This is a genomic window from Pseudomonas sp. v388, assembly GCF_003935425.1.
GTDB lineage: Bacteria > Pseudomonadota > Gammaproteobacteria > Pseudomonadales > Pseudomonadaceae > Aquipseudomonas.
This window is the reverse complement of the sequence record NZ_RHQN01000008.1, coordinates 49,586-74,102: the sequence shown is the minus strand read 5'-3', so window position 1 is coordinate 74,102 and position 24,517 is coordinate 49,586. Positions and strand designations below refer to the sequence as shown.

18 protein-coding genes and 1 pseudogene are annotated in these 24,517 nt (G+C 62.0%); 8 read left to right on the top strand and 11 right to left on the bottom strand.

Features of this window, described 5'->3' with window-relative positions; all coding sequences use genetic code 11:
* Nucleotides 1-45: 45 nt before the first annotated feature.
* Nucleotides 46-2,295: a bifunctional 23S rRNA (guanine(2069)-N(7))-methyltransferase RlmK/23S rRNA (guanine(2445)-N(2))-methyltransferase RlmL gene (gene rlmKL, locus EGJ27_RS18715; RefSeq protein ID WP_125832231.1), complete on the bottom strand. Its 2,250-nt coding sequence runs from the start codon at nucleotides 2,293-2,295 to the stop codon at nucleotides 46-48.
* 546 nt (nucleotides 2,296-2,841) lie between these two features.
* On the opposite strand from rlmKL, the gene rmf reads away from it, so the two are divergent.
* Nucleotides 2,842-3,057, top strand: coding sequence for a ribosome modulation factor (gene rmf, locus EGJ27_RS18710; protein ID WP_002553055.1), 216 nt, complete (start codon nucleotides 2,842-2,844; stop codon nucleotides 3,055-3,057).
* A 132-nt stretch (nucleotides 3,058-3,189) separates the two neighbouring features.
* On the opposite strand, the gene EGJ27_RS18705 is transcribed toward rmf, so the two are convergent.
* Complete coding sequence (locus EGJ27_RS18705; protein WP_125832230.1) at nucleotides 3,190-4,215, bottom strand: quinone-dependent dihydroorotate dehydrogenase; 1,026 nt, start codon at nucleotides 4,213-4,215, stop codon at nucleotides 3,190-3,192.
* A 251-nt stretch (nucleotides 4,216-4,466) separates the two neighbouring features.
* Here EGJ27_RS18705 and EGJ27_RS18700 point away from each other — a divergent pair, with 251 nt between their 5' ends.
* The 6 genes and pseudogenes from EGJ27_RS18700 to EGJ27_RS18675 all read left to right on the top strand — a co-directional run bounded on the left by EGJ27_RS18700 (nucleotide 4,467) and on the right by EGJ27_RS18675 (nucleotide 13,582).
* Nucleotides 4,467-5,675: a CmpA/NrtA family ABC transporter substrate-binding protein gene (locus EGJ27_RS18700; protein WP_125832229.1), complete on the top strand. Its 1,209-nt coding sequence runs from the start codon at nucleotides 4,467-4,469 to the stop codon at nucleotides 5,673-5,675.
* 12 nt (nucleotides 5,676-5,687) lie between these two features.
* Nucleotides 5,688-6,263, top strand: a complete 576-nt coding sequence (locus EGJ27_RS18695; protein ID WP_125832228.1) for an ANTAR domain-containing response regulator — start codon at nucleotides 5,688-5,690, stop codon at nucleotides 6,261-6,263.
* Nucleotides 6,264-6,479: 216 nt separating this feature from the next.
* A complete protein-coding gene (locus tag EGJ27_RS18690) occupies nucleotides 6,480-7,691 on the top strand; it encodes a NarK/NasA family nitrate transporter (RefSeq protein WP_125832227.1) in 1,212 nt (403 codons plus the stop codon).
* Nucleotides 7,692-7,699: 8 nt separating this feature from the next.
* Entirely contained in the window at nucleotides 7,700-9,361 is a 1,662-nt protein-coding gene (locus EGJ27_RS18685; RefSeq protein ID WP_125832226.1) for a bifunctional protein-serine/threonine kinase/phosphatase, read from the top strand.
* Between the two features lie 289 nt (nucleotides 9,362-9,650).
* A pseudogene (locus EGJ27_RS18680) lies at nucleotides 9,651-10,856 on the top strand (NAD(P)/FAD-dependent oxidoreductase); the annotation flags it as partial.
* A gap of 14 nt (nucleotides 10,857-10,870) precedes the next feature.
* Complete coding sequence (locus tag EGJ27_RS18675) at nucleotides 10,871-13,582, top strand: nitrate reductase (protein WP_125832224.1); 2,712 nt, start codon at nucleotides 10,871-10,873, stop codon at nucleotides 13,580-13,582.
* 162 nt (nucleotides 13,583-13,744) lie between these two features.
* Here the strand turns inward: EGJ27_RS18675 and EGJ27_RS18670 are convergent, their stop codons facing one another.
* From EGJ27_RS18670 to ppsA, 8 genes are all read right to left on the bottom strand, one after another.
* Nucleotides 13,745-14,779, bottom strand: a complete 1,035-nt coding sequence (locus EGJ27_RS18670; protein ID WP_125832223.1) for an OmpA family protein — start codon at nucleotides 14,777-14,779, stop codon at nucleotides 13,745-13,747.
* A 106-nt stretch (nucleotides 14,780-14,885) separates the two neighbouring features.
* Nucleotides 14,886-15,476, bottom strand: coding sequence for an RNA polymerase sigma factor SigX (sigX, locus tag EGJ27_RS18665; RefSeq protein ID WP_125832222.1), 591 nt, complete (start codon nucleotides 15,474-15,476; stop codon nucleotides 14,886-14,888).
* An 84-nt stretch (nucleotides 15,477-15,560) separates the two neighbouring features.
* The gene (locus EGJ27_RS18660; RefSeq protein WP_125832221.1) at nucleotides 15,561-16,382 is read right to left on the bottom strand and encodes a mechanosensitive ion channel domain-containing protein; all 822 of its coding nucleotides are present in this window, start codon (nucleotides 16,380-16,382) and stop codon (nucleotides 15,561-15,563) included.
* 2 nt (nucleotides 16,383-16,384) lie between these two features.
* Entirely contained in the window at nucleotides 16,385-16,633 is a 249-nt protein-coding gene (locus EGJ27_RS18655; RefSeq protein ID WP_125832220.1) for a CrfX protein, read from the bottom strand.
* 88 nt (nucleotides 16,634-16,721) lie between these two features.
* Nucleotides 16,722-17,717, bottom strand: coding sequence for a zinc transporter ZntB (locus EGJ27_RS18650; protein ID WP_125832219.1), 996 nt, complete (start codon nucleotides 17,715-17,717; stop codon nucleotides 16,722-16,724).
* Nucleotides 17,718-17,728: 11 nt separating this feature from the next.
* The gene (gene rraA / locus EGJ27_RS18645) at nucleotides 17,729-18,217 is read right to left on the bottom strand and encodes a ribonuclease E activity regulator RraA (protein ID WP_125832218.1); all 489 of its coding nucleotides are present in this window, start codon (nucleotides 18,215-18,217) and stop codon (nucleotides 17,729-17,731) included.
* Nucleotides 18,218-18,326: 109 nt separating this feature from the next.
* On the bottom strand, nucleotides 18,327-19,316 hold the full coding sequence (locus EGJ27_RS18640) for an alpha/beta fold hydrolase (RefSeq protein WP_125832217.1): 990 nt from the start codon (nucleotides 19,314-19,316) through the stop codon (nucleotides 18,327-18,329).
* A 170-nt stretch (nucleotides 19,317-19,486) separates the two neighbouring features.
* Nucleotides 19,487-21,862 (bottom strand): phosphoenolpyruvate synthase, encoded by a 2,376-nt coding sequence (gene ppsA, locus EGJ27_RS18635; protein ID WP_125832216.1) that lies wholly within the window; start codon nucleotides 21,860-21,862, stop codon nucleotides 19,487-19,489.
* 191 nt (nucleotides 21,863-22,053) lie between these two features.
* On the opposite strand from ppsA, the gene EGJ27_RS18630 reads away from it, so the two are divergent.
* Entirely contained in the window at nucleotides 22,054-22,872 is an 819-nt protein-coding gene (locus EGJ27_RS18630) for a pyruvate, water dikinase regulatory protein (RefSeq protein WP_125832215.1), read from the top strand.
* Nucleotides 22,873-22,985: 113 nt separating this feature from the next.
* Here the strand turns inward: EGJ27_RS18630 and prpD are convergent, their stop codons facing one another.
* Nucleotides 22,986-24,470 carry a 2-methylcitrate dehydratase gene (gene prpD / locus EGJ27_RS18625; RefSeq protein WP_125832214.1) on the bottom strand — a complete coding sequence of 495 codons (1,485 nt, stop codon included), beginning with the start codon at nucleotides 24,468-24,470 and terminating at the stop codon, nucleotides 22,986-22,988.
* Nucleotides 24,471-24,517 lie beyond the last annotated feature (47 nt).

Below are 24,517 nucleotides of genomic sequence, written 5' to 3'. Positions count from 1 at the left end.
TTCTTCCCATTACTGTAGGAGCGAGCTTGCCGGCGAAGGCGAGCTTCACGCCTGCGCGGTGATCTTCCAGGCGCGGTGAATCTTGCCGTTGCGGGCAAAGTCCTGGTCGATGGTTTGCGCGGTGATTTCTTCCACGGCATAGCGCTTGGCGAGGTTCTCGTCGAGCACGAACTTGCGGAAGTTGTTGGAGAAGTACAATACGCCGCCCGGCGCCAGGCGCGCCATGGCCAGGTCGAGCAACTCCACCTGGTCACGCTGCACGTCGAAAACCCCTTCCATACGCTTGGAGTTGGAGAAGGTTGGCGGATCGATGAAGATCAGGTCGTACTCGTCACGGCTGGCTTGCAGCCAGGCCATTACGTCGCCCTGCTCCAGGCGGTTTTTGTCGGAGAAACCGTTCAGCGACAGGTTGCGACGCGCCCAGTCCAGGTAAGTTTTCGACAGGTCGACGCTGGTGGTGCTGCGCGCGCCGCCCTTGGCCGCATGCACACTGGCGGTCGCGGTGTAGGCGAACAGGTTGAGGAAACGTTTGCCCGCTGCCTCCCGCTGAATGCGCATGCGCATCGGGCGATGGTCGAGAAACAGGCCGGTGTCCAGGTAATCGGTCAGGTTGACCAGCAACTTCACTCCGCCTTCCTTCACTTCCAGGAACTGGCCCTGGGAACTCTGACGCTCATACTGCTTGGTGCCGCTCTGGCGCTCGCGACGCTTGATCACCACGCGGCTCTTGTCGATGTTCAGCGCCTGGGGAATGGCCGCCAGCGCATCGAACAGGCGTGCCGAGGCCTTTTCCGGGTCGATGGACTTGGGCGCAGCGTATTCCTGGACATGAACCCAATCGTGATACAGGTCGATGGCCAGGGAATACTCGGGCATGTCCGCGTCGTAGACCCGATAGCAGTCGATACCCTCGCGGCGAACCCACTTGCCCATCTGCTTGAGGTTCTTTTGCAAGCGGTTGGCAAACATCTGCCCGCCTTCGCTCAGGCGCGGCTGTTCAACCACCACCGGTGCCGGCTTGATCGGGTTGCCGTTCTTGTTGAACTGCTTCTCCACCGGCGCTTCGACCGGCGTCTCGCGCTCGACCTGGCGTTGCTCCGGGGTACGACGTTCACCGGTGACGAACTGGTCCGGCAGCACCTTGATCAGCAGCAGCTTGCACGGCAGCGCGCCGTTCCAGAACGAATACTGTTTGTGGCTGCGGATGCCCATGCGCTTGCCCAGATCCGGCGCGCCGGTGAACACCGCTGCTTCCCAGTTCAGGCAAGCCTGACGCAGACGCTCACCCAGGTTCTGGTAGAGATAAAGCAGGCTGGCTTCATCACCCAAGCGTTCGCCGTAGGGTGGGTTGCAGATCACCAGGCCTTTCTGGTTCTGGTCCGGACGCGGCTCGAAGGTCGCGACTTCGCCCTGATAGACCTTGATCCACTCGCTCAGGCCGGCACGCTCGATGTTGTTGCGGCCCGGCTGGATCAGGCGCGGATCGGCTTCGTAACCGCGAATCCACAGCGGCGGCCTGGCCAGACCGGCCTGCGCGCGCGCCAGGGCTTCGTCATGCAGCTTGCGCCACAGTGCCGGGACGTGGCCCAGCCACGCGGAGAAACCCCAGCGCTCGCGCTTGAGGTTGGGAGCGATGTCGGCGGCCATCATGCCCGCTTCCACCAGGAAGGTGCCCACGCCGCACATCGGGTCGGCCAGTGCGCCGCCCTCGGCAGCAATGCGCGGCCAGCCGGCGCGAACCAGAATAGCTGCGGCAAGGTTTTCCTTGAGCGGCGCGGCGCCCTGCTGCAGGCGGTAGCCGCGCTGGTGCAGGCTGTGGCCGGACAGGTCCAGAGACAGGATCGCTTCACCGCGATCCAGACGCAGGTGCACGCGCAGGTCCGGGTTGATCTTGTCCACCGATGGACGCGCGCCGTCCGGGGTACGCAGCTTGTCGACGATGGCATCCTTGACCTTCAGCGCCCCGAAGTGGGTGTTGTCGATGCCCGAGCCGTGGCCACTGAACTCGACGGCGATGCTGCCTTCGGCTTCGAGGTGATCCTGCCATTCGACATCCAGCACGCCGTGATACAGGTCTTCGGCATCCTTCATCGGGAAACGCTTGAGTACCAGCAGCACCCGGTTCGCCAGGCGGGACCACAGGCACAGCCGGTAGGCGGTCTCCATGTCGGCCATGCCGCGAATGGCCGAGGTATGTTCGCGGGCTTCCTCAAGACCCAGGCCCGTGGCCTCTTCGGCAAGCAGGCCTTCCAGGCCTTTGGGGCAAGTGAGGAACAGTTCGTAGCGATCCGACATGTGTATTCCAGGGCCTGAGCCGTCAGCGGCGGGCAACGCATTGCCTCGCCAGATTCAAAACAGGCGCCTTTCAGGGAGAACGCCTGCGTGGCACGTAACGTGTGCCGGTCCACCGTATTCACCCGACGGGCATTACGGCAGTCATAAGTAGCGATGAAGCCAATAACCTACCCGCGAAGGTAGGTAATAACCAATCTCGTTGCGACCCTTCGTCGCCTGAAGTCCCTTGGCAAGTTGCCAGCAGCGCCGCTGCCGGGGTCTTTCGCATTCTTCCCAAGCCCGCGCATCAGGGGGCCTGCGTGGTAAATGAACGTTACAACACTCGGCGCCTTATCTCCTGACAGACCTGAATGTGACTTCCTTATGACAAAAAGATCATTCACACCGTCATGCGCTTTGGTTAGAAATCAACTCAGGTCATTACTGCAACGGTAATGACACCAAGGCCCGCGACGCCGGCAGCGGGCACCAACGGCAGAAAAATTCTGCCCGACCTCACCACGGGGTCTCAGGGATATAACAGTCAACAGACGAGGGCAATACCCTATGAGAAGACTTAAGCGTGATCCGTTGGAAAGAGCATTTTTACGCGGATATCAGTACGGCGTTCATGGTAAATCCCGTGAGCTTTGCCCTTTTACTCTACCGTCGGTACGCCAGGCATGGATCAATGGCTGGCGAGAAGGACGTGGCGACAACTGGGACGGTATGACCGGCACTGCGGGAATCCACAGACTCAACGAACTTCACGCGGTCGGATGAGGTAACCCCGACCAGTCCATCGAGACTTATTGACTGACTTTACATCCGTACCATGCACGCCCCACCCGGGCGGCGGGTTGATACCCAGGGGCTCCTCGAGAGCCCCTTTCTTTTGCCGCTGGATGCACCGACTCAGCCGCGAGGCATGGCGGCGATCGCATCCACTGATTCACGAATCAGCGCCGGCCCCTTGTAGATGAACCCCGAGTAGACCTGTACGAGGCTGGCACCGGCAGCGATCTTCTCGGCCGCGTGGCGGCCCTCGGTGATGCCGCCTGCCGCGATGATCGGCATGCGTCCGGCCAGTTCAGCGGCCAGCACGCGCACGGTGTGGGTGCTCTTCTCGCGCACTGGCGCGCCCGACAGACCGCCTGCCTCATCGGCATGAGGCAAACCGGCCACCCCTTCGCGACTCAGGGTGGTGTTGGTCGCGATGACCGCGTCCATACCCGATTCGATCAGCGCAGCGGCCACCAGCACGGTTTCCTCATCGGTCATGTCCGGCGCGATCTTGATCGCCAGCGGCACGCGCTTGCCGTGCCGCATGGTCAGTTCCTGCTGGCGCTTGCCCAGTGCTTCGAGCAACTGCTTGAGCGAATCGCCGAACTGCAGGCTGCGCAGGCCAGGGGTGTTCGGCGAGCTGACGTTGACCGTGATGTAGCTGGCATGGTCATAGACTTTGTCCAGGCAGATCAGGTAGTCATCCACCGCACGCTCGACCGGCGTGTCGAAGTTCTTGCCGATGTTGATTCCCAGGATGCCCTTGTAGCGGGCCGCCTCGACGCGGGTCAGCAGGTGATCGACGCCCAGGTTGTTGAAGCCCATGCGGTTGATGATGGCTTCGGCGTTGGGCAGGCGGAATATCCTTGGCTTGGGGTTGCCCGGCTGCGCACGCGGCGTGACGGTGCCGATCTCGACGAAACCAAAGCCCAGCTGCGCAAAGCCATCGATGGCCGCACCATTCTTGTCCAGCCCGGCCGCAAGGCCCACGGGGTTGGGAAACTCCAGGCCCATGACCGTCACCGGCAGCCTGACCGGCGCCTTGCACAACAGGCCATTGAGCCCCAGCCGCCCTCCCGCACCGATCAGGTCCAGGGACAAGTCGTGGGAGGTTTCCGGGGAGAGTTTGAACAATAACTGGCGGGCCAGGTTATACATGGGCGGGCTAGGCTCGTGAGAAGCTGAATTCAGGGCGCGATTATAGACGCGACCGGGCCTTGCATGCGAGACGCGCGACAAAGTTCCCGTGCACGGATTTCGGTCACTGGCATATGCCTTGCTTGAATCGGGTATCGACACGGGCTCCAATGGCGGAGCCGTGGCTGGACAATGGCGTCGCCACGACCCATGCCTGAGGCATCGGCCGAGCGACGCCTTTTTTGTGGACGTGACCTGATGATGCAAGCCCTATGAACACACCGAAACGCAATGCGCTGGATTGGGTGGCGGGCAGCGACGCTCCCGAGATGAACAGCATCGACCTGGGTTTCATGGCGCTGACCGACTGCGCCCCGCTGGTGGTCGCTGCCACCCAGGGTTTTGCGCAACCGTACGGCCTGACGCTGAACCTCAAGCGCCAGGCGTCGTGGTCCAGCCTGCGTGACAAGCTGGTCAGCGGCCAGTTGCAGGCAGCGCACAGCCTGTACGGCCTGATCTACGCGATGGAGCTGGGCATCGGCGGCGTTCCGGCCAAGGACATGGCGATTCTGATGGGCCTGAACCAGAACGGACAGTGCATCAACCTGTCGCGCCCTCTTCAGGAAGCCGGCGTGATCACTCCTGAAGCACTGGACCGCCGCGCGCACCAAAGCGGACCAAAATTGACCTTCGCGCAGACCTTTCCCACCGGCAACCACGCCATGTGGCTGTATTACTGGCTTGCCAGCCAGGGCATTCATCCCCTCCATGACGTCAACAGTGTGGTGGTACCGCCGCCGCAGATGGTCCAGCACCTGGAGGCCGGGCGCATCGACGGCTTCTGCGTCGGCGAGCCTTGGGGCGCCAGCGCCGTGGCCCGCCGGCAGGGTTTTACCCTAGCCACCAGCCAGGCGATCTGGCCGGACCACCCCGGCAAGGTGCTGGGCTGCACTCGGGAATTCGTCGAGCAGAACCCCAACACCGCCCGCGCCTTGATCATGGCGGTGCTGGAAGCCAGCCGATTCATTGAACAGACGCCGGAGAACCGCCGCAGCACGGCGCAACTGCTGTGCGGCGCGGACTACCTCGACGCGCCGCTGGAGTGCATCGAACCGCGCCTGTTCGGACGCTACGAGGATGGGCTGGGCAATCGATGGCAGGACAATCACGCCGTGCGCTTTCATGGCGGCGGCGAGGTGAATTTTCCCTGGCTGTCCGACGGCATGTGGTTCATGACCCAGTTCCGCCGCTGGGGCCTGCTGCGCGACGACCCTGATTACCTCGCGGTCGCCGGCCGTGTGCAGCAATTGGCGCTGTACCGTCAGGCCGCCGCGGCGCTGGGTATCGACAGCCCTTCCAGCTCCCTGCGCAGCAGTCAGCTGATCGACGGCAAGGTCTGGGACGGCAGCGATCCGCAAGGCTATGCGCGCGGTTTCAAACTGCACGCCATGGCTGAACCGTCACTCGTTGCCAGTCGCTGAGGAGGCCTGAAGATGCTGCGTATTCTGCTGATCAACGACACGGCAAAGAAAGTCGGGCGCCTCAAGGCGGCCCTCAGCGAAGCGGGTTTCGAGGTGATCGACGAATCCGGCCTGATGATCGACCTGCCCGCGCGAGTACAGGCCGTGCGCCCGGATGTGATCCTGATCGACACCGAATCCCCGGGCCGCGACGTAATGGAACAGGTGGTACTGGTCAGCCGCGACCTGCCGCGGCCGATCGTCATGTTCACCGATGAGCATGACCCGGACGTGATGCGCCAGGCGATCAAGTCCGGCGTCAGCGCCTATATCGTCGAAGGCATCCACGCCCAGCGCCTGCAGCCGATCCTCGACGTGGCCATGGCCCGCTTCGAAAGTGACCAGGCCCTGCGCGCGCAACTTCATGCCCGTGACCAGCAGCTGGCCGAGCGCAAGCGCATCGAACTGGCCAAGGGCTTACTGATGAAGATGAAAGAGTGCAACGAAGAAGAGGCCTACACCCTGATGCGCCGCCAGGCCATGAGCCGCCAGCAGAAACTGATCCAGGTGGCGGAGCAGATCATTGCCATGAGTGAGTTGCTGGGCTAGGCCGACCGGTCCGCTCCTGCACAGACAGGCGCAACGTTTTGGCCCATCTATTGCTTATTAACAATCCCAGGTAGCCAAAGGCGGTTGCCACCCTTCACGACAAAGACGTCGCTCATCTGTTCTGCTCCGGCAGGACAGAAGCGGCGTTTTTGCGTTTTTGGCCCCAATGAACGGAGCCAGACCCGACCGACCTACTAGCCGATGATGAGGTGCGCCATGGATACAAGCTTCTGGAAGGCCGGCCACAAACCGACCCTGTTCGCAGCCTTTCTCTACTTCGACCTGAGCTTCATGGTCTGGTACCTGCTGGGCCCCATGGCGGTGCAGATCGCCACCGACCTGCAGCTGACCACCCAACAACGCGGCCTGATGGTCGCCACGCCGATCCTCGCCGGTGCGGTGCTGCGCTTTCTGATGGGGCTGCTGGCCGATCAGCTTTCACCCAAGACCGCCGGTATCATCGGTCAGGTCATCGTGATCGGCGCGCTGTTCGGCGCCTGGCAGCTGGGCATCCACACCTATGAACAGGCGCTGGTGCTGGGTCTGTTCCTGGGCATGGCCGGCGCATCCTTCGCCGTGGCGCTGCCGCTGGCCTCGCAATGGTATCCGCCGCAGCACCAGGGCAAGGCCATGGGCATCGCCGGTGCCGGTAACTCGGGCACCGTACTGGCGGCGTTGCTGGCGCCGATCCTGGCGGCCAGTTTCGGCTGGGGCAATGTGTTCGGTCTGGCGTTGATCCCGCTGGTGCTGACCCTGATCGCCTTCAGCCTGATGGCGCGCAACGCGCCGGAACGCGCCAAACCCAAATCCATGAGCGATTACCTCAAGGCGCTGGGCGACCGTGACAGCTGGTGGTTCATGTTCTTCTACAGCGTGACGTTCGGCGGCTTTATCGGGCTGGCCAGTGCCCTGCCCGGCTACTTCAACGATCAATACGGCCTGAGCCCCATCACCGCCGGCTACTACACCGCCGCCTGCGTGTTCGGCGGCAGCCTGATGCGCCCACTGGGTGGCGCTCTGGCGGACCGCTTCGGCGGGATTCGCACCCTGACCGTGATGTACACCATCGCCGCCATCGGCATTGCGGCGGTCGGATTCAACCTGCCCAGTTCCTGGGCGGCGCTGGCGTTTTTCGTGGCGGCGATGCTCGGTCTGGGTGCAGGCAACGGCGCGGTCTTCCAACTGGTGCCGCAGCGCTTTCGCAAGGAAATCGGCGTGATGACCGGCCTGATCGGCATGGCCGGCGGCATCGGTGGTTTCCTGTTGGCTGCCGGGCTTGGCGCGATCAAGCAAAACACCGGCGACTATCAGCTGGGCCTGTGGCTGTTCGCAGGACTGGCGGTGCTGGCCTGGTTCGGCCTGATGAACGTCAAGCGGCGCTGGAGAACCACCTGGGGTTCGGCGGCCGTCACCGCAGCACGGGTCTGATACCGCCGATGAGTCTGCAGCTGCGCTACGCCGAGTACAGCGCCAGCGGTCCACGCCCGGAAAACCAGGATGCCTTGCGACTGGTCACCCCTGCCCCGGCACTGGCTGCCAGCAAGGGCTACCTGTTCGCCCTGGCTGATGGCGTCAGTCAGTGCGTCGATGGTGCACTGGCCGCGCAATCGAGCTTGCAGGCGCTGGCGCTGGATTACTATTCCACGCCGGAAACCTGGGGCGTGGCGCAGTCACTGGACCGCTTGCTGTTGGCGCAGAATCGCTGGCTGCTGGCCAACGGTCTACTGACTACATTGAGTGCGCTGGTCCTGCGCGGTCGCCGCTTCACGCTGGCCCACGTCGGTGATTGCCGCGCCTATCGCTGGCAGGCCGGGCAGCTGACCCGGATCAGCGAGGACCATGTCTGGGAACAGCCGGACATGCAACACGTGCTCAAGCGCGCACTGGGCCTGGACCAGTATCTGGTGATGGACTATCTGGACGGCGAACTGCGTGAAGGCGAACGACTGCTGTTGGTCAGTGACGGTGTCTGGGCCACCCTGGCCGAGGCGAGCATCGGTTCGATTCTCAGTGAGCAGACCGATCTCGACGCAGCGGTGCGCACACTGGTCAGCGCCGCGCATCTGGCCGGCAGTCAGGATAACGCCAGCGCCCTGCTGGTCCAGGTCGACAGCCTGGGTGCCGACGATCTGGGCGATACCCTGCTGCAATTGCAGCAGTGGCCCTTGCCACCGTCACTCAAGCCAGGCCAGGCGTTCGAGGGCTGGAAGCTGGAACAGCCGCTGGCCCAGTCCCGTCAATCCATTCTGTACCGGGTTCGGGATGCCCAAGGCCAGCCCTGGCTGCTGAAAACCCTGCCCGTCAGCCGCCATGATGAAAGCACCGCAGGCCAGAGTCTGTTGCTGGAAGAGTGGTTCCTGCGGCGCGTGGCCGGGCGGTTCTTCCCACAGCTTCATCCGCTGCCCGAGCGCCAGCACTTGTATTACGTGATGCGCGAACACCCCGGTCGCACACTCGCCCAAATTCAGGCCGACACAGAGGTTCTGCCGCTCGCCCAGTGGCAGAACGTCGCCGGCCGCCTGCTCAAGGGCATCGGCCTGCTGCATCGGCGCAACATCATCCACCGCGACATCAAGCCGGACAACCTGCTGCTGGATGACAGCGGCGAATTGCGCATCCTGGATTTCGGCGTGGCCTACTGCCCCGGCCTGTCGGCGCGCAACCCCGACGACCTGCCCGGCACCCCCAGCTACATCGCTCCCGAAGCGTTCACGGGTGCCGAACCGACTGCCCAGCAGGATCTTTACGCCGCAGGCGTCACCCTTTACCACCTGTTGACCGGCCACTATCCCTATGGCGAAATCGAAGCCTTCCAGCATCGGCGCTTCGGTATTCCGACACCGGCCAGCCGCTACCGTCCGGATCTGCCCGACTGGCTGGACCGCAGCCTGACCAAGGCTTTGCAAGCCGACCCGGCACAACGTTTTGAAACGGCCGAACAGTGGCTGTTGGAGATGGAACAGGCCGAAAGCCGGCCCATCGCACCGCGCCCGCGCCCACTGCTGGAGCGCGAGCCGCTCAAAGTGTGGCGCACCGTGGCGCTGCTCTCTCTGCTCGGCAACCTGGTCGTCGTGCTTCTCTGGCTGGCCCGCCATTGAAATTCTGACGCCCCGCTTGCGGGCGCAATGCGTCAAATCGGTGCAAGAATCCAGGCCGTCGTCAGGCAACGCCCAGCACCACCGCACCGCCAGACTTGGCACAAGCGCTGCATGGCCTCTCACAAGCAATGTATAGAGCGCCCGCCTTCAACGACGAAGGCAGCGCTGCTCCCGAGAGAACGGGATTCGGACAAAGGCGTCCTGTCAGGTAACTGGCGGGATGCCTTTTTTGTTTGCGCGAAATGTATCGAGCACGCGCTGGCGCGGCTCGCAGCAAGGTGGAGGCGACATGGAAACACTCAGACTGGTGATGATCGGCAATGGCATGGCCGGCGTGCGCACCCTTGAAGAACTGCTGAAACTTCGCCAAGACATGTACGACATCACCGTGTTCGGCGCCGAGCCGCATCCCAACTACAACCGCATCCTGCTTTCGCCGGTGTTGGCCGGTGAACAGAGCTTCGATGACATCGTGCTCAACGACCTGGACTGGTACGAGCGCCAGGGCATTGATCTGCGACTCAACCGTCGGGTGGTGAAGATCGACCGGGCCAGACGCCTGGTGATCGCCGATGACGGCACCCAGGCGCGCTACGACCGGTTGCTGATCGCAACCGGCTCCAGCCCGTTTATCCTGCCGATTCCCGGCAACGATCTGGAAGGCGTGATCGGCTATCGCGACATCAGCCACACCCGACAGATGATCGACACCGCTCGCAGCCACCGACGCGCGGTGGTGATCGGCGGCGGTCTGCTGGGGCTGGAAGCGGCCAATGGCCTGGCGCTGCGCGGCATGCAGGTGACGGTGTTGCACAACGGCCGCACATTGCTGGAACGGCAATTGGACGCGACCAGCGGCCTGATGTTGCAACAGGCCCTGGAACAGCGCGGCCTGGCCTTTCGCCTCGGCGCTCAGACCCAGCAACTGCTGGGCGACAGCGGCGGCCGGGTGTGCGCCGTGCAACTGGCCGACGGCGAGCGGATCGACGCCGACCTGGTGGTCATGGCCGCCGGCATCCGTCCCAACATCGAACTGGCCGAACAGGCCGGCCTGCCGTGCAACCGCGGCATCCTGGTCAATGACACCCTGCAGACCTTCGACCCGCGCATTTACGCCATCGGCGAGTGCGTGAGCCATCGCGGTGTCGCCTACGGCCTGGTGGCGCCGCTGTTCGAGCAGGCCAAGGTCTGCGCCAACCACCTCGCCCAACTGGGCTTTGCCCGCTATTGCGGCTCGGTCACCTCCACCAAACTCAAAGTGACCGGCATCGATCTTTTTTCCGCCGGGGATTTTCTCGGCGCCGAGGGCACCGAAAGCATCACCTTCTCGGACCCGCTCAGCGCCGTCTACAAGAAGCTGGTGATCAAGCAGGACGTACTGGTCGGCGCCTGCCTGTATGGCGACGTCGGGGATGGCAGCTGGTATCTGCAACAGATCCGCCAGGGCAGCAATATCAGCGCCATCCGCGATCATTTGATGTTCGGTGAACCGGCAGAGCGAGCCTGCGCATGAACGCCATCGCCAACCCGCGGATCACCGCGTCCACCTGCTGCTATTGCGGCGTCGGCTGCGGCGTACTGATCGAACACGACGATGAGACAATCCTTGGCGTCAGCGGCGATCCGCAGCACCCGGCCAACTTCGGCAGACTATGCAGCAAAGGCGCCACTCTGCACCTGACCGGCGATCTGGCCGCGCGGGCGCTCTATCCGGAACTGCGCCTGGGCAAGCAGCTGGCGCGAAGCCGTACGGACTGGGACACCGCACTGGAGCATGCCGCCAATGTGTTTGCCGAGACCATTGGCGAGCATGGCCCGGACAGCGTCGCCTTCTATATTTCCGGACAACTGCTGACCGAGGACTACTACGCTTTCAACAAGTTGGCTCGGGCGTTGATCGGCACCAACAATATCGACAGCAATTCGCGGCTGTGCATGTCCTCTGCGGTGGTCGGCTACAAGCGCAGCCTGGGTGCCGACGCACCACCGTGCAGCTACGAAGACATCGAAGCCAGCGACTGCGTGATGATCGTCGGCAGCAACATGGCCTACGCCCATCCGGTCCTGTTCCGGCGCCTGGAAGAAGCTAAAGCCAGGCGCCCGGAGATGAAAATCGTCGTCATCGACCCGCGCCGCACCGACACCTGTGAACTGGCCGACCTGCATCTGGCGATCCAGCCCGGCACAGACGTGGCGCTGTTTCACGGCCTGCTGCATCTGTTGATGCGTGACGGCCATCTGGACAACGACTTCATCGGCGCCCACACCGACGGCTTTGACGCCATGCAGGCGCTGGCCAGCGACTACCCGGCGGAACGCGTAGCGCAGGTCTGCGGCGTTTCGCTGGAGGATCTGCAGACCTGCGCCCAGTGGATCGGGACCTCGCCCAGCTTTCTGTCGCTGTGGTGCATGGGGCTGAACCAGTCCACCGCCGGTAGCGCGAAGAACAGCGCCTTGATCAATCTGCACCTGGCCACCGGCCAGATCGGCCGCCCTGGCGCCGGTCCGTTTTCCCTGACCGGCCAGCCCAACGCCATGGGCGGACGCGAGACCGGCAGCTTGTCCAATCTGCTGCCGGGGCATCGGGAAGTGGCGAATGCCGAGCATCGTGCCGAGGTCGCAGAATACTGGGGCATCGACCGCTTGCCGGACGCGCCGGGCCTGTCCGCCATCGAGCTGTTCGAGCAACTGCAGACCGGCAAGATCAAGGCGTTGTGGATCGCCTGCACCAACCCGGCGCAATCGCTGCCCGACCAACACAACGTCAGGGCCGCGTTGCAGGCCTGCCCTTTCGTGGTGTTGCAGGAGGCATTCAAGACCACCGAAACCGCCGCCTTTGCCGACCTGTTGCTGCCCGCCGCGAGCTGGGGTGAGAAGCAAGGCACGGTGACCAACTCGGAACGGCGCATCTCCAACGTCCGCAAGGCCATCTGCGCACCGGGCGAAGCCCGACCGGACTGGGCGATTACCGTAGACTTCGCCCAGCGACTGCAGCGTCGGTTGCGTCCGGACACACCCGCCCTGTTCGATTTCCCCGGTGCCGAAACCCTGTTTCAAGAGTTTACGCCGCTGACCGCAGGCCGCGATCTGGACATGACCGGCATCGATCGGGCGCTCATCGACCGGCTGGGTCCACAACAATGGCCCTTCCCCGTCGGCGCCAGCCACGGCACGACGCGGCTCTACAGCGACGGGCGATTCCCGACCGCCTCGGGCCGGGCGCGGTTTATACCCGATGCCTATGTGGCGATCCGCGAAACCCGGAATGCCGACTATCCGCTGACGCTCAACACCGGGCGGTTACGGGACCAGTGGCACGGCATGAGCCGCACCGGCACGGCCGCGCGCCTGTTTGGCCATGTGGGCGAGGCGGTACTGGGCCTGCATCCGGATGAGCTGCAATGCCATCAACTGCAGAACGGCGACCTGGTGCGCGTCATCAGTCGACGCGGCGAACTGGTCGTGCCGGTGGAGAGCAATGCGAGCCTGCTGCCGAGCAATGCGTTCCTGCCCATGCACTGGGGCGACCGCTTTCTCAAGGGGGGCGTCAACAGTCTGACCCTGCCCGCTTACGATCCGCTGTCTCGCCAGCCGGAACTCAAGCAGGCCGGGATTCGCATCGAGCGGGCTGAACTGCCGTGGCAGCTGTTTGCCCTGGTGGAAGGTGAGGTGCAGCAGCGGCTGAACGCGCTACGCCCGCTGTGCGAAGGGTTCGAGTTCGCCAGCCTGTCGTTAGCGGGTCGCGACCGGCAGGCGTTGGTGATTCGCGTCGCCGCCCGGCAGGCACCGGCGCCGGCCCTGCTGGAGCAGTTCGACCAGTTGCTGGAACTGGATCACGGGCCGATCGTGGCTTACGACGACCCGAAACGCTCGGTCGGCAAGCGGGTGCGCATTGAAGACGGCCGCATCACCGCCCTGCGCCTGGCCGGAGAGACACTGGCCAGACATTGGCTGCAAAGCCTGTGGCTGGAAGGTCAGGTGGACGGATCGCTGCGACGCTGGCTGCTGGCCCCGATCAGCTCGGCGCCGGGAGAAAGCGCGAGCGGGACTCGCGACAAGACATTGTGCAATTGCATGAATGTCAGTCAGAGCGCGGTGGTGAAGGCCATTTCGCAGGGGTGTGATTTGACTGGTCTCAAGAATAATCTGGGGTGTGGCACGCAATGTGGATCGTGCGTTCCCGAGATAAAGCGTTTGATCCAGGCAGTCGCTGTGGCTTGATCATAGGGGGGTATTGCTGCCGCTATGCGGCAGATCGCGAGCAAGCTCGCTCCTACAGGATCGCTGTGGACTCAGGCCATGACAGACTTACAAACAACCGCCACCAAATCGCAGGCAAAGAAAAGCCCGGCCTGAGCCGGGCTTTTCTGTAGGAGCGGCTAATTACTTAGCTTGAGCTTCTACTTCTGCTTCTACGCGACGGTTAACAGCGCGGCCAGCGTCAGTTGCGTTGTCAGCAACTGGACGGGTTTCGCCGTAGCCAACCGAGTTCACGCGAGCTGCACCAACACCGTACTGGTTAACCAGAACCTGCTTAACGGCGTTTGCACGACGCTCGGACAGCTTCTGGTTGTAAGCGTCAGGACCGACGGAGTCAGTGTGACCTTCAACAGTGGTGGTGGTCTGTGGGTACTGCTGCATGAAGTCAGCCAGGTTCTTGATGTCGCCGTAGCTGTCGGTTTTGACAACAGACTTGTCGAAGTCGAACTTGACGTCCAGCTCAACACGTACGACTTCAGCAACTGCCGGGCAGCCATCAGCGTCAACGGTAACGTTGGCTGGGGTGTCTGGGCACTTGTCGACGTTGTCGCACACGCCGTCGTTGTCGCTGTCGGAGCACACTTCAGCTACTGGAGCTGGTGCTGCTTCAACTTTCTTGCTGCCGCCACCGAAGTTTACGCCGATACCGACGCTAGGAGCCCACTCGGTGTCGCCTTGGTCGATGTTGTACTGAGCTTCAACGCCGGCACGGGCGTAGAAGTTGTCAGTGAAGTACAGCTTGGCGCCGCCGCCAACGTTGGCGAAGGTCGAACCGTTACGGCCGCCACGGTCGTTCTGACCCAGGCTCTGGTCAGAGAAACCAGCCGAAACGTACGGACGCAGCATGTCGCCCGGGTTGTTGAAGTGGTACAGAGCGTCCAGGGCAGTGTTGGAGCCCTTGATGTTCTTGCCGCTGTCGCTACGGACGTTGTGGACTTCGTCGTAACCCAGACGCAGTTCAACGTCGTCGGTCAGGAAGTAGCCAACGGAGCCGCCGAACAGGTTGCCGTCGTTCTTAAAGTCGCGGGCGCTGTCGTAGTACTCTTTCTTGGCGAAGCCTTCGATTTCGACTGCGCCTTGGCCTTGTGCCAGAGCGCCGAACGAAGTAGCGGCAACAATAGTACCAATGGCCAAGCCCAAGGTGTTTTTCAGTTTCATCCGTTAAATCCCCATCTGGTGATTGTAAAGCAGTCCCGCATACCGGGGGACAACTCGTCGGCAGTCTATCAGAACGTACCGATTGGTTAGAGATATTTGCTCCGAGTTAAGTTTCGGTGATGCCCGCAAATTTCTCACGTAGTTTATCCAAAGCCCGCTTGTAGCGCATTTTCGTCGCGCTCAAGCCCATGTGCATGATATCGGCGATTTCCTGAAATTCCAGTTCAGCGACGAAACGCAGCACCAGAATTTCCCGATCAATCGGGTTCACATGCACAAGCCAGCGATCAAGCCCGCCCCGTTCTTCAGGTTTTGGCGTCTTGTCTTCAGACGCTTCCTCAAGTGGATCCAGACTCAAAGCGTCCATCAAGCGACGCTTACGCCGTTCCTTTCGATACTGAGTGATGCACTCGTTATAGGTGATGCTGTAGAGCCAGGTTTTGAATTTCGATTTACCCTCGAAATTTTTCAATCCATACAACACCTTAAGCATCACTTCCTGACAGACATCGTCAGCATCCCGATCGTTCCCTAAATAACGCGCACAGACGTTAAAAAGTGTTCGCTGGTACCGACGCATCAACTCTTCATACGCCTTCGTCACGTTGAAAAGCTCAACGTGCGCGCGTGCGACCAGCTCCTCATCAGAGAGCTCGCGTGGGTCGTAGCGCGTCGATAGCGGTAGGGGTTTATTCAAAACGAGTCTTGCCGACAGTCAGGTCAATGTCCGCCACTGCGCGGGTTCCGGCAATTTGGCGGCATAGCTTAGCAGGTTAGCCGCTTAACGGCTGCTTACTCTCTGATCGAGCAGGATCCGGTTGGAAAACGAAACCAGTTCCCCCTCATCCGTCAGCAACGTCGTCTTGACGGTACCTATTTCCTCTATCTGCCCTTCCACATCCCCAATCTGGACGAACTGGCCCACCTGGAACAACTCGCGCACGTAAATTCCGGCGATGATCTGCCCGGCAATTTCACGGCTGCCCAGGCCCAATGCCAGCGCCACCGCCAGACCAACGGTAATGAGCCCGATGACAATCACATGGTTCAGCAGGTCGGTCTTGACCTCCAGCTGACTGATCGCCACCGAAATACTGATGATGATTACCAGTCCCTGGGCGATGCGCCCCAGACCTGCGGCGTAATCCACGCCCACGCTTTCGGCGGCGCCACGCACCAGACCGTTGGCCAGTTGCGCCAGCAGCACGCCGACCAGCAGCACCAGTGCCGCGCCGAACACCTTGGGCAGGTACAGAGCCAGCATGTCCAGGGTGGAAGAAACCCGTTGCAGGCCCAGCGCCTCGGCGGCGGATACCAGGAATATAAGCAGCACGAACCAGTAGACAATCTTGCCGACCACCGTGGAGACCGGCACCTTGACGCCTGCACGACCGATGATCTTGGTCAGACCGGTGCCGCCCATCAGGCGATCCAGACCCAGCTTGGCGAGCAACTTGGAGAGCAGCGCGTCGAGCAGCTTGGCCACGAGGAAACCCAGCAATACCAGGACCAGCGCGCCAAACAGGTTGGGAATGAAGTTAGCGACCTTGGTCCACCATGCATTGGCGGTCACCAGGCTCTGGGTCCAGAGATTCGATTCCATGTTCAATCAGCCTTATCGACAGGGCGAGCAGTAGGTTTGCGAAGACGGGAAACCGGAGCGACATGGGCCGAACCGTTGTTGAGGGCGATCATCAACGCCTCGGACCAGCGCCCGAGCAGGCCGAACAACACGCCGGCGCCGACCTGGCGATTGGCGGTTTTCAGCACACGCCCCAGGCAGGCATCGTCATCCCGGCTGGAGGACGACGATTTGAGCATGTCACGTAGAGATTCTTCAAACGGATCGTGCATCAGGCACCTCACGCAATGTCAGTGAGAGACGAGGCCCGTTTCGGCCAGGTCACACACACTCGCCAAATGTTTTGCGCAAAACGCCTGCTCAGACCCAGCGCAGACGTCTGAACAGCCACCACTGTCCCGACGCCAGCGCCACGATCAACCCGCAGGCGACCAGAAAACCATAAGGGCTGTCCGAGCCCGGAATGCCGCCGACATTGATTCCCAGCAGGCCGGTCAGGAAACTCATGGGCAGGAAGATCCCGGTGATGATACCGAAGCGGTACATGGTGCGGTTCATGTGCTCGCGCAGCCGCCGGTCTTCGGATTCCAGCAACAGGCCGACCCGCTCGCGGGTCAGCTCCAGCTCTTCCAGATACCGGGTCAGGCTGTTGTTCAGCTCGTTCCAGTAATCGGCATCGTCATCGACGAACCATGGCAGTCTGATGCGCGACATTTGCCCGTAGATATCACGCTGCGGCCCGAGAAATCGCCGCAGCCCGGCCGCACGCCGGCGAATGTGCAAAAGCTTGCTGTGATCGGGCGAATACCGTTCGTCGGTGTCTGTCTTTTCTTCCTCGATATCAACCGATTCCGACAGCTCGCCCACCAGATCCTGAATCTTGTCGGTCAGGTACTGCGACAGGTACAGGATGAGTTCCGACGCGGTTTTCGGTCCGCGACCGGCGCTCAGTTGTTCGATCAGCTCTTCGGTAGCGCGCAACGGGCGCAGGCGCAGGGAAATGACGCGCTGGGCCGCGGCAAAGATCCGCACCGAGACCATGTCTTCCGGCTCGGCGCCCGGATTGAGGTTCACGCCGCGCAGGAACAGCAGCAGCTCCTGATCAGGCAACGGCAACAGCCGCGGGCGGGTGTTTTCTTCCAGCAGCAGGTTGCAGGAGAATTCGCTCAGACCACTGGCCTGGCGCAGCCAGGTATGGGTCTGCGGATGACTGCGATCCCAATGCAGCCACAGGCTTTCCTGGGGCTGCAACTGGAGTGCTTCGAGTTCGGTCCGAGCGATGAAACGCGCCCCGCCTTTACCATCCAATACGAGGGCATGGACCAGCCCCCACTGCGCGTTGGCTTCATCAAACATTCAGGTTTCGCTTATTCCGGCATTGTCAGGGGGGATGGGGAAATGATCACGCCGTTGTTATCGGCGTACAGGTAGTCACCGGGCCTGAAGGTCACTCCGCCGAAAGTGACCGGGACGTTCAGGTCGCCGATGCCGCGTTTTTCGGTTTTTCTGGGGTGGCTCGCAAGGGCCTGCACACCGAGATCCGTCTGCGCCAGCATGTCCACGTCACGCACGCAGCCGTAGATCAGCAGCCCTTCCCAGCCGCTTTTCGCCGCTTGCTCGGCCAGCAGATCACCCAGCAATGCGCAGCGCAGCGAGCCGCCGCCATCGACGACCAGCACCTTGCCCTTGCCGTCCTGGGCGACCTGATCCTTGACCAGGGAATTGTCTTCATGGCACTTGATGGTGACGATCTGCCCACCAAAGGAGTCGCGTCCGCCGAAGTTGCTGAACATCGGCTCTACCGCTTGCACCAGCTCCGGATAGGCGTCGCACAGATCAGGGGTCAGGTAATGCATGAGTCAGCTCCAGTCAGTTGTGAACATGCGCACGGCTAGATCAGCTGTAGCGGGATTAAAGCAGCATAGTGAATTTAATCCCAGCCATCGACGCAATACCCTGCCCGTCTCAGCTCACCTGCGCAACCGGCAGCGGCTGTACCTGCTGTGGTGCACAACGGGCCTGCAGCCAGTCGGCGATACGCGGCCAGACTTCCCGCTGCGCGGCTTTGCTGACCACCATCTCGACATGGCCGAAGTCTTCGCTGAAGCCCTGCTCACGCCCCAGGCACAGAAACTGTTTGTGCTCGGAGCCGATCTGCTCGAACAGCATCCGGCAGGCCCAGACCGGGTCTTGATGATCACCCATGGCGGCCACCGCCAGCAGCGGCACCTCAACGGCCTCAAGCCCCTCCCACCAATGATTGCCCCGCTCGCCGAACTGACCGAACAGGCCGTGCCAGCGCATGCTTTCCAGCACCAGGCCCATGGGCTCGTCTTCCGGACCGCGCTTGAAACGCGGGCCGGAGATGTGGTCGAAACGCTTGAGCAGCAGCCGTGCGGACCACTGCAACGGCGGAATCTTCAGCGGCCAGTAAGTGCGGCTGACCTGGCTGCCGAGCAGCGCCACCGAAGCGGCGTGCGCAGGCCCGAGGTACTGACCACCCAACGCCGCCGCCAGGGTCGTGCCGCCCAGGGAATGGCCGATCCAGTGCGGCGCCTGCCCGCTCTGCTCCCGAACGAAGCCGGCGATGGCCGGCAAATCATAACGGGCATAGTCCGCGACGCGGTTATCGCGGTAGCGTTCGTTGCGTGCGCAAAGCCCGTGACCGCGCATTTCGGCGATCCACACGTCATAACCGGCCCGCGCCAGAAACGGCCCAAGACCAATGCCTTTGGGCGAATACCAGAAACGGCGGTTGGAAAAACTGCCATGCAACAGAATCACCGGCACGCCGCGGGCATCGGGCTGGTCGCTCAGGCCCAGGCGGGTCAGGGCCAGTTCGACACTGGGGTCGGGACTGTTGGCAGGCTTGAGACGGTAGACGTCCTCGACCAGATCGCCACGACGTTCGGCGCTGATCAGGGCCACGGGAAAAAGATGGCTGCTGCTTTGCATAGTGCTCTTTATCGAGGGTTCCAGGGCCGCGCAGGCCCCGTCGGACTGAACAAGACGGCGTGCAGACGCCTGTTTCGGTGCAACACACAAGAAAAAAGGCGGTTTCCGGGAAAACCGCCTTTCGTCAAAAACCTGAACCACAAGACGGTTCAGATCGGATGTGCGTCACATCAGGCCGGCGCCTGCCCCTCGGACAGGAAGAACCAGGTTTCCAGCACCGAGTCGGGGTTGAGCGAAACGCTTTCGATGCCCTGCTCCATCAGCCAGCGCGCCAGGTCCGGATGGTCCGACGGACCCTGACCACAGATGCCGATGTACTTGCCGGCCTTGTTGCACGCGGCGATGGCATTGGACAGCAGCTTCTTGACCGCCGGATTGCGTTCGTCGAACAGATGCGCGATGACGCCCGAGTCACGGTCCAGGCCCAGGGTCAGCTGGGTCAGGTCGTTGGAACCGATGGAGAAGCCATCGAAGTATTCCAGGAATTCCTCGGCCAGGATTGCGTTGGAAGGCAGCTCGCACATCATGATCACGCGCAGCCCGTTCTCGCCACGCTTGAGGCCGTTGGCCGCCAGCAGGTCGATCACCTGGCTGGCCTCGCCCAGGGTGCGCACGAACGGCACCATGATCTCGACGTTGGTCAGGCCCATGGTTTCGCGCACGCGCTTGAGGGCGCGGCATTCCAGCTCAAAGCAGTCGCGGAAGTTTTCGCTGATGTAGCGCGACGCCCCGCGGAAACCCAGCATCGGGTTTTCTTCTTCCGGCTCGTAGAGCTTGCCGCCAATCAGGTTGGCGTATTCGTTGGACTTGAAGTCCGACAGGCGCACGATGACTTTTTTCGGCGTGAAGGCCGCTGCCAGGGTGCTGATGCCCTCGACCAGCTTCTCGACATAGAATTCGACCGGGTCGTCGTAACCGGCGATACGCTTGTCGACGCTGTCCTTGATGTCCTGCGGCAGCCCGGCATAGTTGAGCAGCGCCTTGGGGTGCACGCCAATCATGCGATTGATGATGAACTCCAGACGCGCCAGGCCGACACCGGCGTTGGGCAACTGGGCGAAATCGAATGCGCGGTCAGGGTTGCCGACGTTCATCATGATCTTGAACGGCAGTTCGGGCATGGCATCGACCGAGTTGGTCTTGATGTCGAAACCCAGCTCGCCTTCGAAGATGTAGCCGGTATCGCCTTCGGCGCAGGACACGGTCACGCCCTGCCCGTCCACCAGCAATTGGGTGGCGTTACCGCAACCGACCACCGCCGGGATGCCCAGCTCACGGGCAATGATCGCCGCGTGACAGGTGCGGCCGCCACGGTTGGTAACGATGGCGCTGGCGCGCTTCATCACCGGCTCCCAGTCCGGGTCGGTCATGTCGGAGACCAGCACGTCGCCAGCCTGGACCTTGTCCATCTCCGACACGTCCTTGATGATCCGCACCTTGCCGGCGCCGATGCGCTGGCCGATGGCACGACCCTCGACCAGAACCGTGCCCTTCTCCTTGAGCAGATAGCGCTCCATGACGTTGCCCGAGGTGCGGCTTTTCACCGTTTCCGGACGCGCCTGGACGATGTACAGCTTGCCGTCGTCACCGTCCTTGGCCCATTCGATGTCCATCGGCGCCTTGTAGTGCTGCTCGATGATCATCGCCTGCCTGGCCAGCTCGCTGACTTCGGCATCGGTCAGGCAGAAGCGCGCGCGTTCGGCGGCATCGACGTCGACGGTCTTGACCGACAGACCGGCCTTGGCCTCGTCGCCGTAGATCATCTTGATCGCCTTGCTGCCCAGGTTGCGGCGCAGGATCGCCGGGCGGCCGGCGGCCAGGGTGTTTTTGTGAACATAGAATTCGTCAGGGTTGACCGCGCCCTGCACCACGGTTTCGCCCAGGCCATAGGCGCCGGTGATGAACACCACGTCGCGGAAGCCCGATTCGGTGTCGAGGGTGAACATCACGCCCGCCGTGCCGGTTTCGGAACGCACCATGCGCTGCACACCGGCCGACAACGCGACCAGCTTGTGGTCGAAGCCCTGGTGAACGCGGTAGGAAATAGCCCGGTCGTTGAACAGCGAAGCGAAGACTTCCTTGGCCGCGCGGATAACGTTTTCCACGCCGCGGATATTGAGGAAGGTTTCCTGCTGGCCCGCGAAGGACGCGTCAGGCAGGTCTTCGGCGGTGGCGGAAGAACGCACGGCAACGGCCAGGTTCGGATTGCCCGCCGAGAGCGTGGCGAAGGCGGTCCGGATTTCGGCGTTAAGCTTCTCGGGGAACTCGGCTTCCATGATCCACTGACGAATCTGCGCGCCGGTACGGGCCAGGGCGTTGACGTCGTCGACATCAAGAGCATCCAGAGCTGCGTGGATCTGATCGTTCAGACCGCTCAGCTCAAGGAAATCACGGTAGGCCTGGGCCGTGGTGGCGAAGCCACCGGGCACCGAAACGCCAGCGCCCGAGAGGTTGCTGATCATTTCGCCGAGGGATGCGTTCTTGCCTCCCACATGCTCTACATCATGGACGCCGAGCTTATCGAGGGAAACTACGTACTCTACCAAGGTGATCTCTCCACTAACTGTGTTGTTGGGAAAAGCTCATACACCTGATGCCGCCTGAGGGCGACAGCGGGCCAGTTGGGTCGGGCGCGAGCCTGGACCTGAAAAAAAGGTGAGAATGCCGGCACCAGGGGCCGACAAGCGCGCCTATCATAGCCAAGAATCGTCACCTGCTTATAGGGCCAAAGGCGCAAATGAAACGATCCGCTTTCTTCATCTCCGACGGCACCGGCATCACGGCTGAGACGCTGGGCCAGAGTCTGCTAGCGCAGTTTGAAAACATAACCTTCAACAAGTTCACGCGCCCCTATATCGACAGCGTCGAAAAGGCGCGGGCGATGGTACAGCAGATCAACAAAGCCGCGGACAAGGACGATGCCCGGCCGATCATTTTCGACACCATCGTCAATCAGGAGATACGCGAAATACTGGCGACATCCAACGGCTTCATGATCGATATCTTTTCGACCTTCCTGGCGCCGCTGGAGCTGGAGCTTAGTTCACACTCCTCGTATTCGGTGGGCAAATCCCACTCCATCGGTCACAACTCCAACTACATGGAACGTATCGAGGCGGTCAACTTCGCGCTGGACAACGACGACGGCGCACGGACGCAGTATTACAACAAGGCCGACATCATTCTGGTCGGCGTATCGCGCTGCGGCAAGACGCCGACCTGCCTGTACATGGCGATGCAATTCGGTATCCGCGCGGCCAACTATCCACTGACCGAAGATGACATGGAGCGCCTGCAACTGCCGGAGGCACTCAAGGCGCATCGGGAAAAGCTCTTCGGCCTGACCATCGACCCGGATCGCCTCACCGCCATTCGTCATGAACGCAAGCCCAACAGCCGTTATGCCAGTTACGCCCAGTGTGAATTCGAAGTGCGGGAAGTGGAAAACCTGTTCCGCCGCGAGAACATTCCCAACATCAATTCCACGCATTTTTCCGTGGAAGAAATCTCGGCCAAGGTGCTGGTTGAAAAAGGGGTGGAGAGGAGATTCAAATAACGGACCCTGCTCACTGACCCGCTCGCCAGCAAGACGGATCGCCGGCTCCTGCAAGGACACGCCGCGCCCGCAGGAGCTGGCTTGCTGGCGAAAGCCATTTCCAGCACTGGCTGTCAGACCACAAACAAATCCATGAACCGATGCACCGTCATCTCTTCCAGGCGCTTCTGGTCCTTGCACAACGCAAAGATCTGTTCGCAGCGCTGGGCGGGGAAGCGGGTGGCGAGGTTGGTCTTGAATTTCTCTTCCAGCAGCGGGATGCCTTCAGCGCGACGACGGCGGTGGCCGATGGGGTATTCCACTACCACGTTGCCGGTGCTCGATCCGTCCTTGAAGAACGCCTGAATGCCGTTGGCGATGGAGCGCTTGTCCGGTTCCAGGTATTCCTGGCTGTAGCGCGGCTCTTCGATGATCACCATTTTCTCGCGCAGTTGATCGATGATCGGGTGCGCGGCGTGGAAATCGTCTTCGTAATGCTCGGCCACCAGCGTGCCGTAGGCCAGCGGCACTGCCACCATGTATTGCAGGCAATGGTCACGGTCGGCGGCATTGGCCAGTCGGCCTTCCTTGGAAATGATGCGGATCGCCGATTCATGGGTGGTAATCACGATCCGGATGATTTCATGCATGCGGTGGCGGATCTGCGGATGCAGGATCACCGCCGCCTCGCAGGCCGTCTGGGCATGGAACTCGGCCGGGAAGCTGATCTTGAACAGCACATTTTCCATCACGTAGCTGCCGTAAGGCCGCGACAGCACGAACGTACGTTGTTTCTCGGGCTTGGTGGCCAGGTCCTTGTTGCTGTGGCTGAACGACACGTCATAGAAGCCCCATTGCGGCGCGCTCAACACGCCGGGAATGCCCATCTCACCACGCAAGGCAATGTCGGCCAGGCGCACGCCGCGACTGGTCGCATCGCCCGCGGCCCAGGATTTGCGCGACCCGGCATTCGGGGCATGACGATAGGTGCGTAGCGCCTGACCATCGACGAAGGCGTGGGATAGCGCAGACAGTAACTGCTCGCGATCGGCGCCCATCAGTTTCGCGGTCACCGCTGTGGAGGCCACCTTGACCAGCAGCACGTGATCCAGCCCGACCCGGTTGAAGGCATTTTCCAGCGCCAGAATGCCCTGGATTTCGTGGGCCATGACCATCGCGTCCAGCACCTGACGCATCAACAGCGGCGGTTCGCCACTGGCCGCCCGGCGTTGCGAGAGATGATCGGCCACCGCCAGAATGCCGCCCAGGTTATCCGAAGGATGGCCCCACTCCGCCGCCAGCCAGGTGTCGTTGTAATCCAGCCAGCGGATGATGCAGCCGATGTCCCATGCGGCCTTGACCGGGTCCAGCCGCAGCTGGGTGCCGGGCACCCGTGCGCCGAACGGCACCACCGTGCCTTCGACGATCGGCCCCAGATGTTTGGTGCATTCGGGAAAGCGCAGCGCCAACAGGCCGCCGCCCAAGGTATCCATCAGGCAATTACGCGCCGTGTCCAGCGCTTCGGCCGATTCGACCTGGTAGTTCAGGACGTAGTCGGCGATATCCTGCAAGACCTGGTCGTAATCAGGGCGGTTGTTGACATCGACGTTCTGGCTCATGTGTACCCTCCACGCGTTATCAGGGTCGGCTCACCCTTATAGACAAT

What these genes read in the sequence shown, in the direction of transcription:
- EGJ27_RS18690 (WP_125832227.1), top strand. Translation starts at nt 6,480, where the DNA reads ATGGATACAAGCTTCTGGAAGGCCGGCCACAAACCGACCCTGTTCGCA.
- EGJ27_RS18630 (WP_125832215.1), top strand. Translation starts at nt 22,054, where the DNA reads ATGAAACGATCCGCTTTCTTCATCTCCGACGGCACCGGCATCACGGCT.
- EGJ27_RS18705 (WP_125832230.1), bottom strand. Translation starts at nt 4,215, where the DNA reads ATGTATAACCTGGCCCGCCAGTTATTGTTCAAACTCTCCCCGGAAACC.
- rmf (WP_002553055.1), top strand. Translation starts at nt 2,842, where the DNA reads ATGAGAAGACTTAAGCGTGATCCGTTGGAAAGAGCATTTTTACGCGGA.
- EGJ27_RS18650 (WP_125832219.1), bottom strand. Translation starts at nt 17,717, where the DNA reads ATGTTTGATGAAGCCAACGCGCAGTGGGGGCTGGTCCATGCCCTCGTA.
- prpD (WP_125832214.1), bottom strand. Translation starts at nt 24,470, where the DNA reads ATGAGCCAGAACGTCGATGTCAACAACCGCCCTGATTACGACCAGGTC.
- EGJ27_RS18700 (WP_125832229.1), top strand. Translation starts at nt 4,467, where the DNA reads ATGAACACACCGAAACGCAATGCGCTGGATTGGGTGGCGGGCAGCGAC.
- EGJ27_RS18670 (WP_125832223.1), bottom strand. Translation starts at nt 14,779, where the DNA reads ATGAAACTGAAAAACACCTTGGGCTTGGCCATTGGTACTATTGTTGCC.
- EGJ27_RS18695 (WP_125832228.1), top strand. Translation starts at nt 5,688, where the DNA reads ATGCTGCGTATTCTGCTGATCAACGACACGGCAAAGAAAGTCGGGCGC.
- EGJ27_RS18685 (WP_125832226.1), top strand. Translation starts at nt 7,700, where the DNA reads ATGAGTCTGCAGCTGCGCTACGCCGAGTACAGCGCCAGCGGTCCACGC.
- rlmKL (WP_125832231.1), bottom strand. Translation starts at nt 2,295, where the DNA reads ATGTCGGATCGCTACGAACTGTTCCTCACTTGCCCCAAAGGCCTGGAA.
- EGJ27_RS18640 (WP_125832217.1), bottom strand. Translation starts at nt 19,316, where the DNA reads ATGCAAAGCAGCAGCCATCTTTTTCCCGTGGCCCTGATCAGCGCCGAA.
- EGJ27_RS18655 (WP_125832220.1), bottom strand. Translation starts at nt 16,633, where the DNA reads ATGCACGATCCGTTTGAAGAATCTCTACGTGACATGCTCAAATCGTCG.
- EGJ27_RS18660 (WP_125832221.1), bottom strand. Translation starts at nt 16,382, where the DNA reads ATGGAATCGAATCTCTGGACCCAGAGCCTGGTGACCGCCAATGCATGG.
- rraA (WP_125832218.1), bottom strand. Translation starts at nt 18,217, where the DNA reads ATGCATTACCTGACCCCTGATCTGTGCGACGCCTATCCGGAGCTGGTG.
- EGJ27_RS18675 (WP_125832224.1), top strand. Translation starts at nt 10,871, where the DNA reads ATGAACGCCATCGCCAACCCGCGGATCACCGCGTCCACCTGCTGCTAT.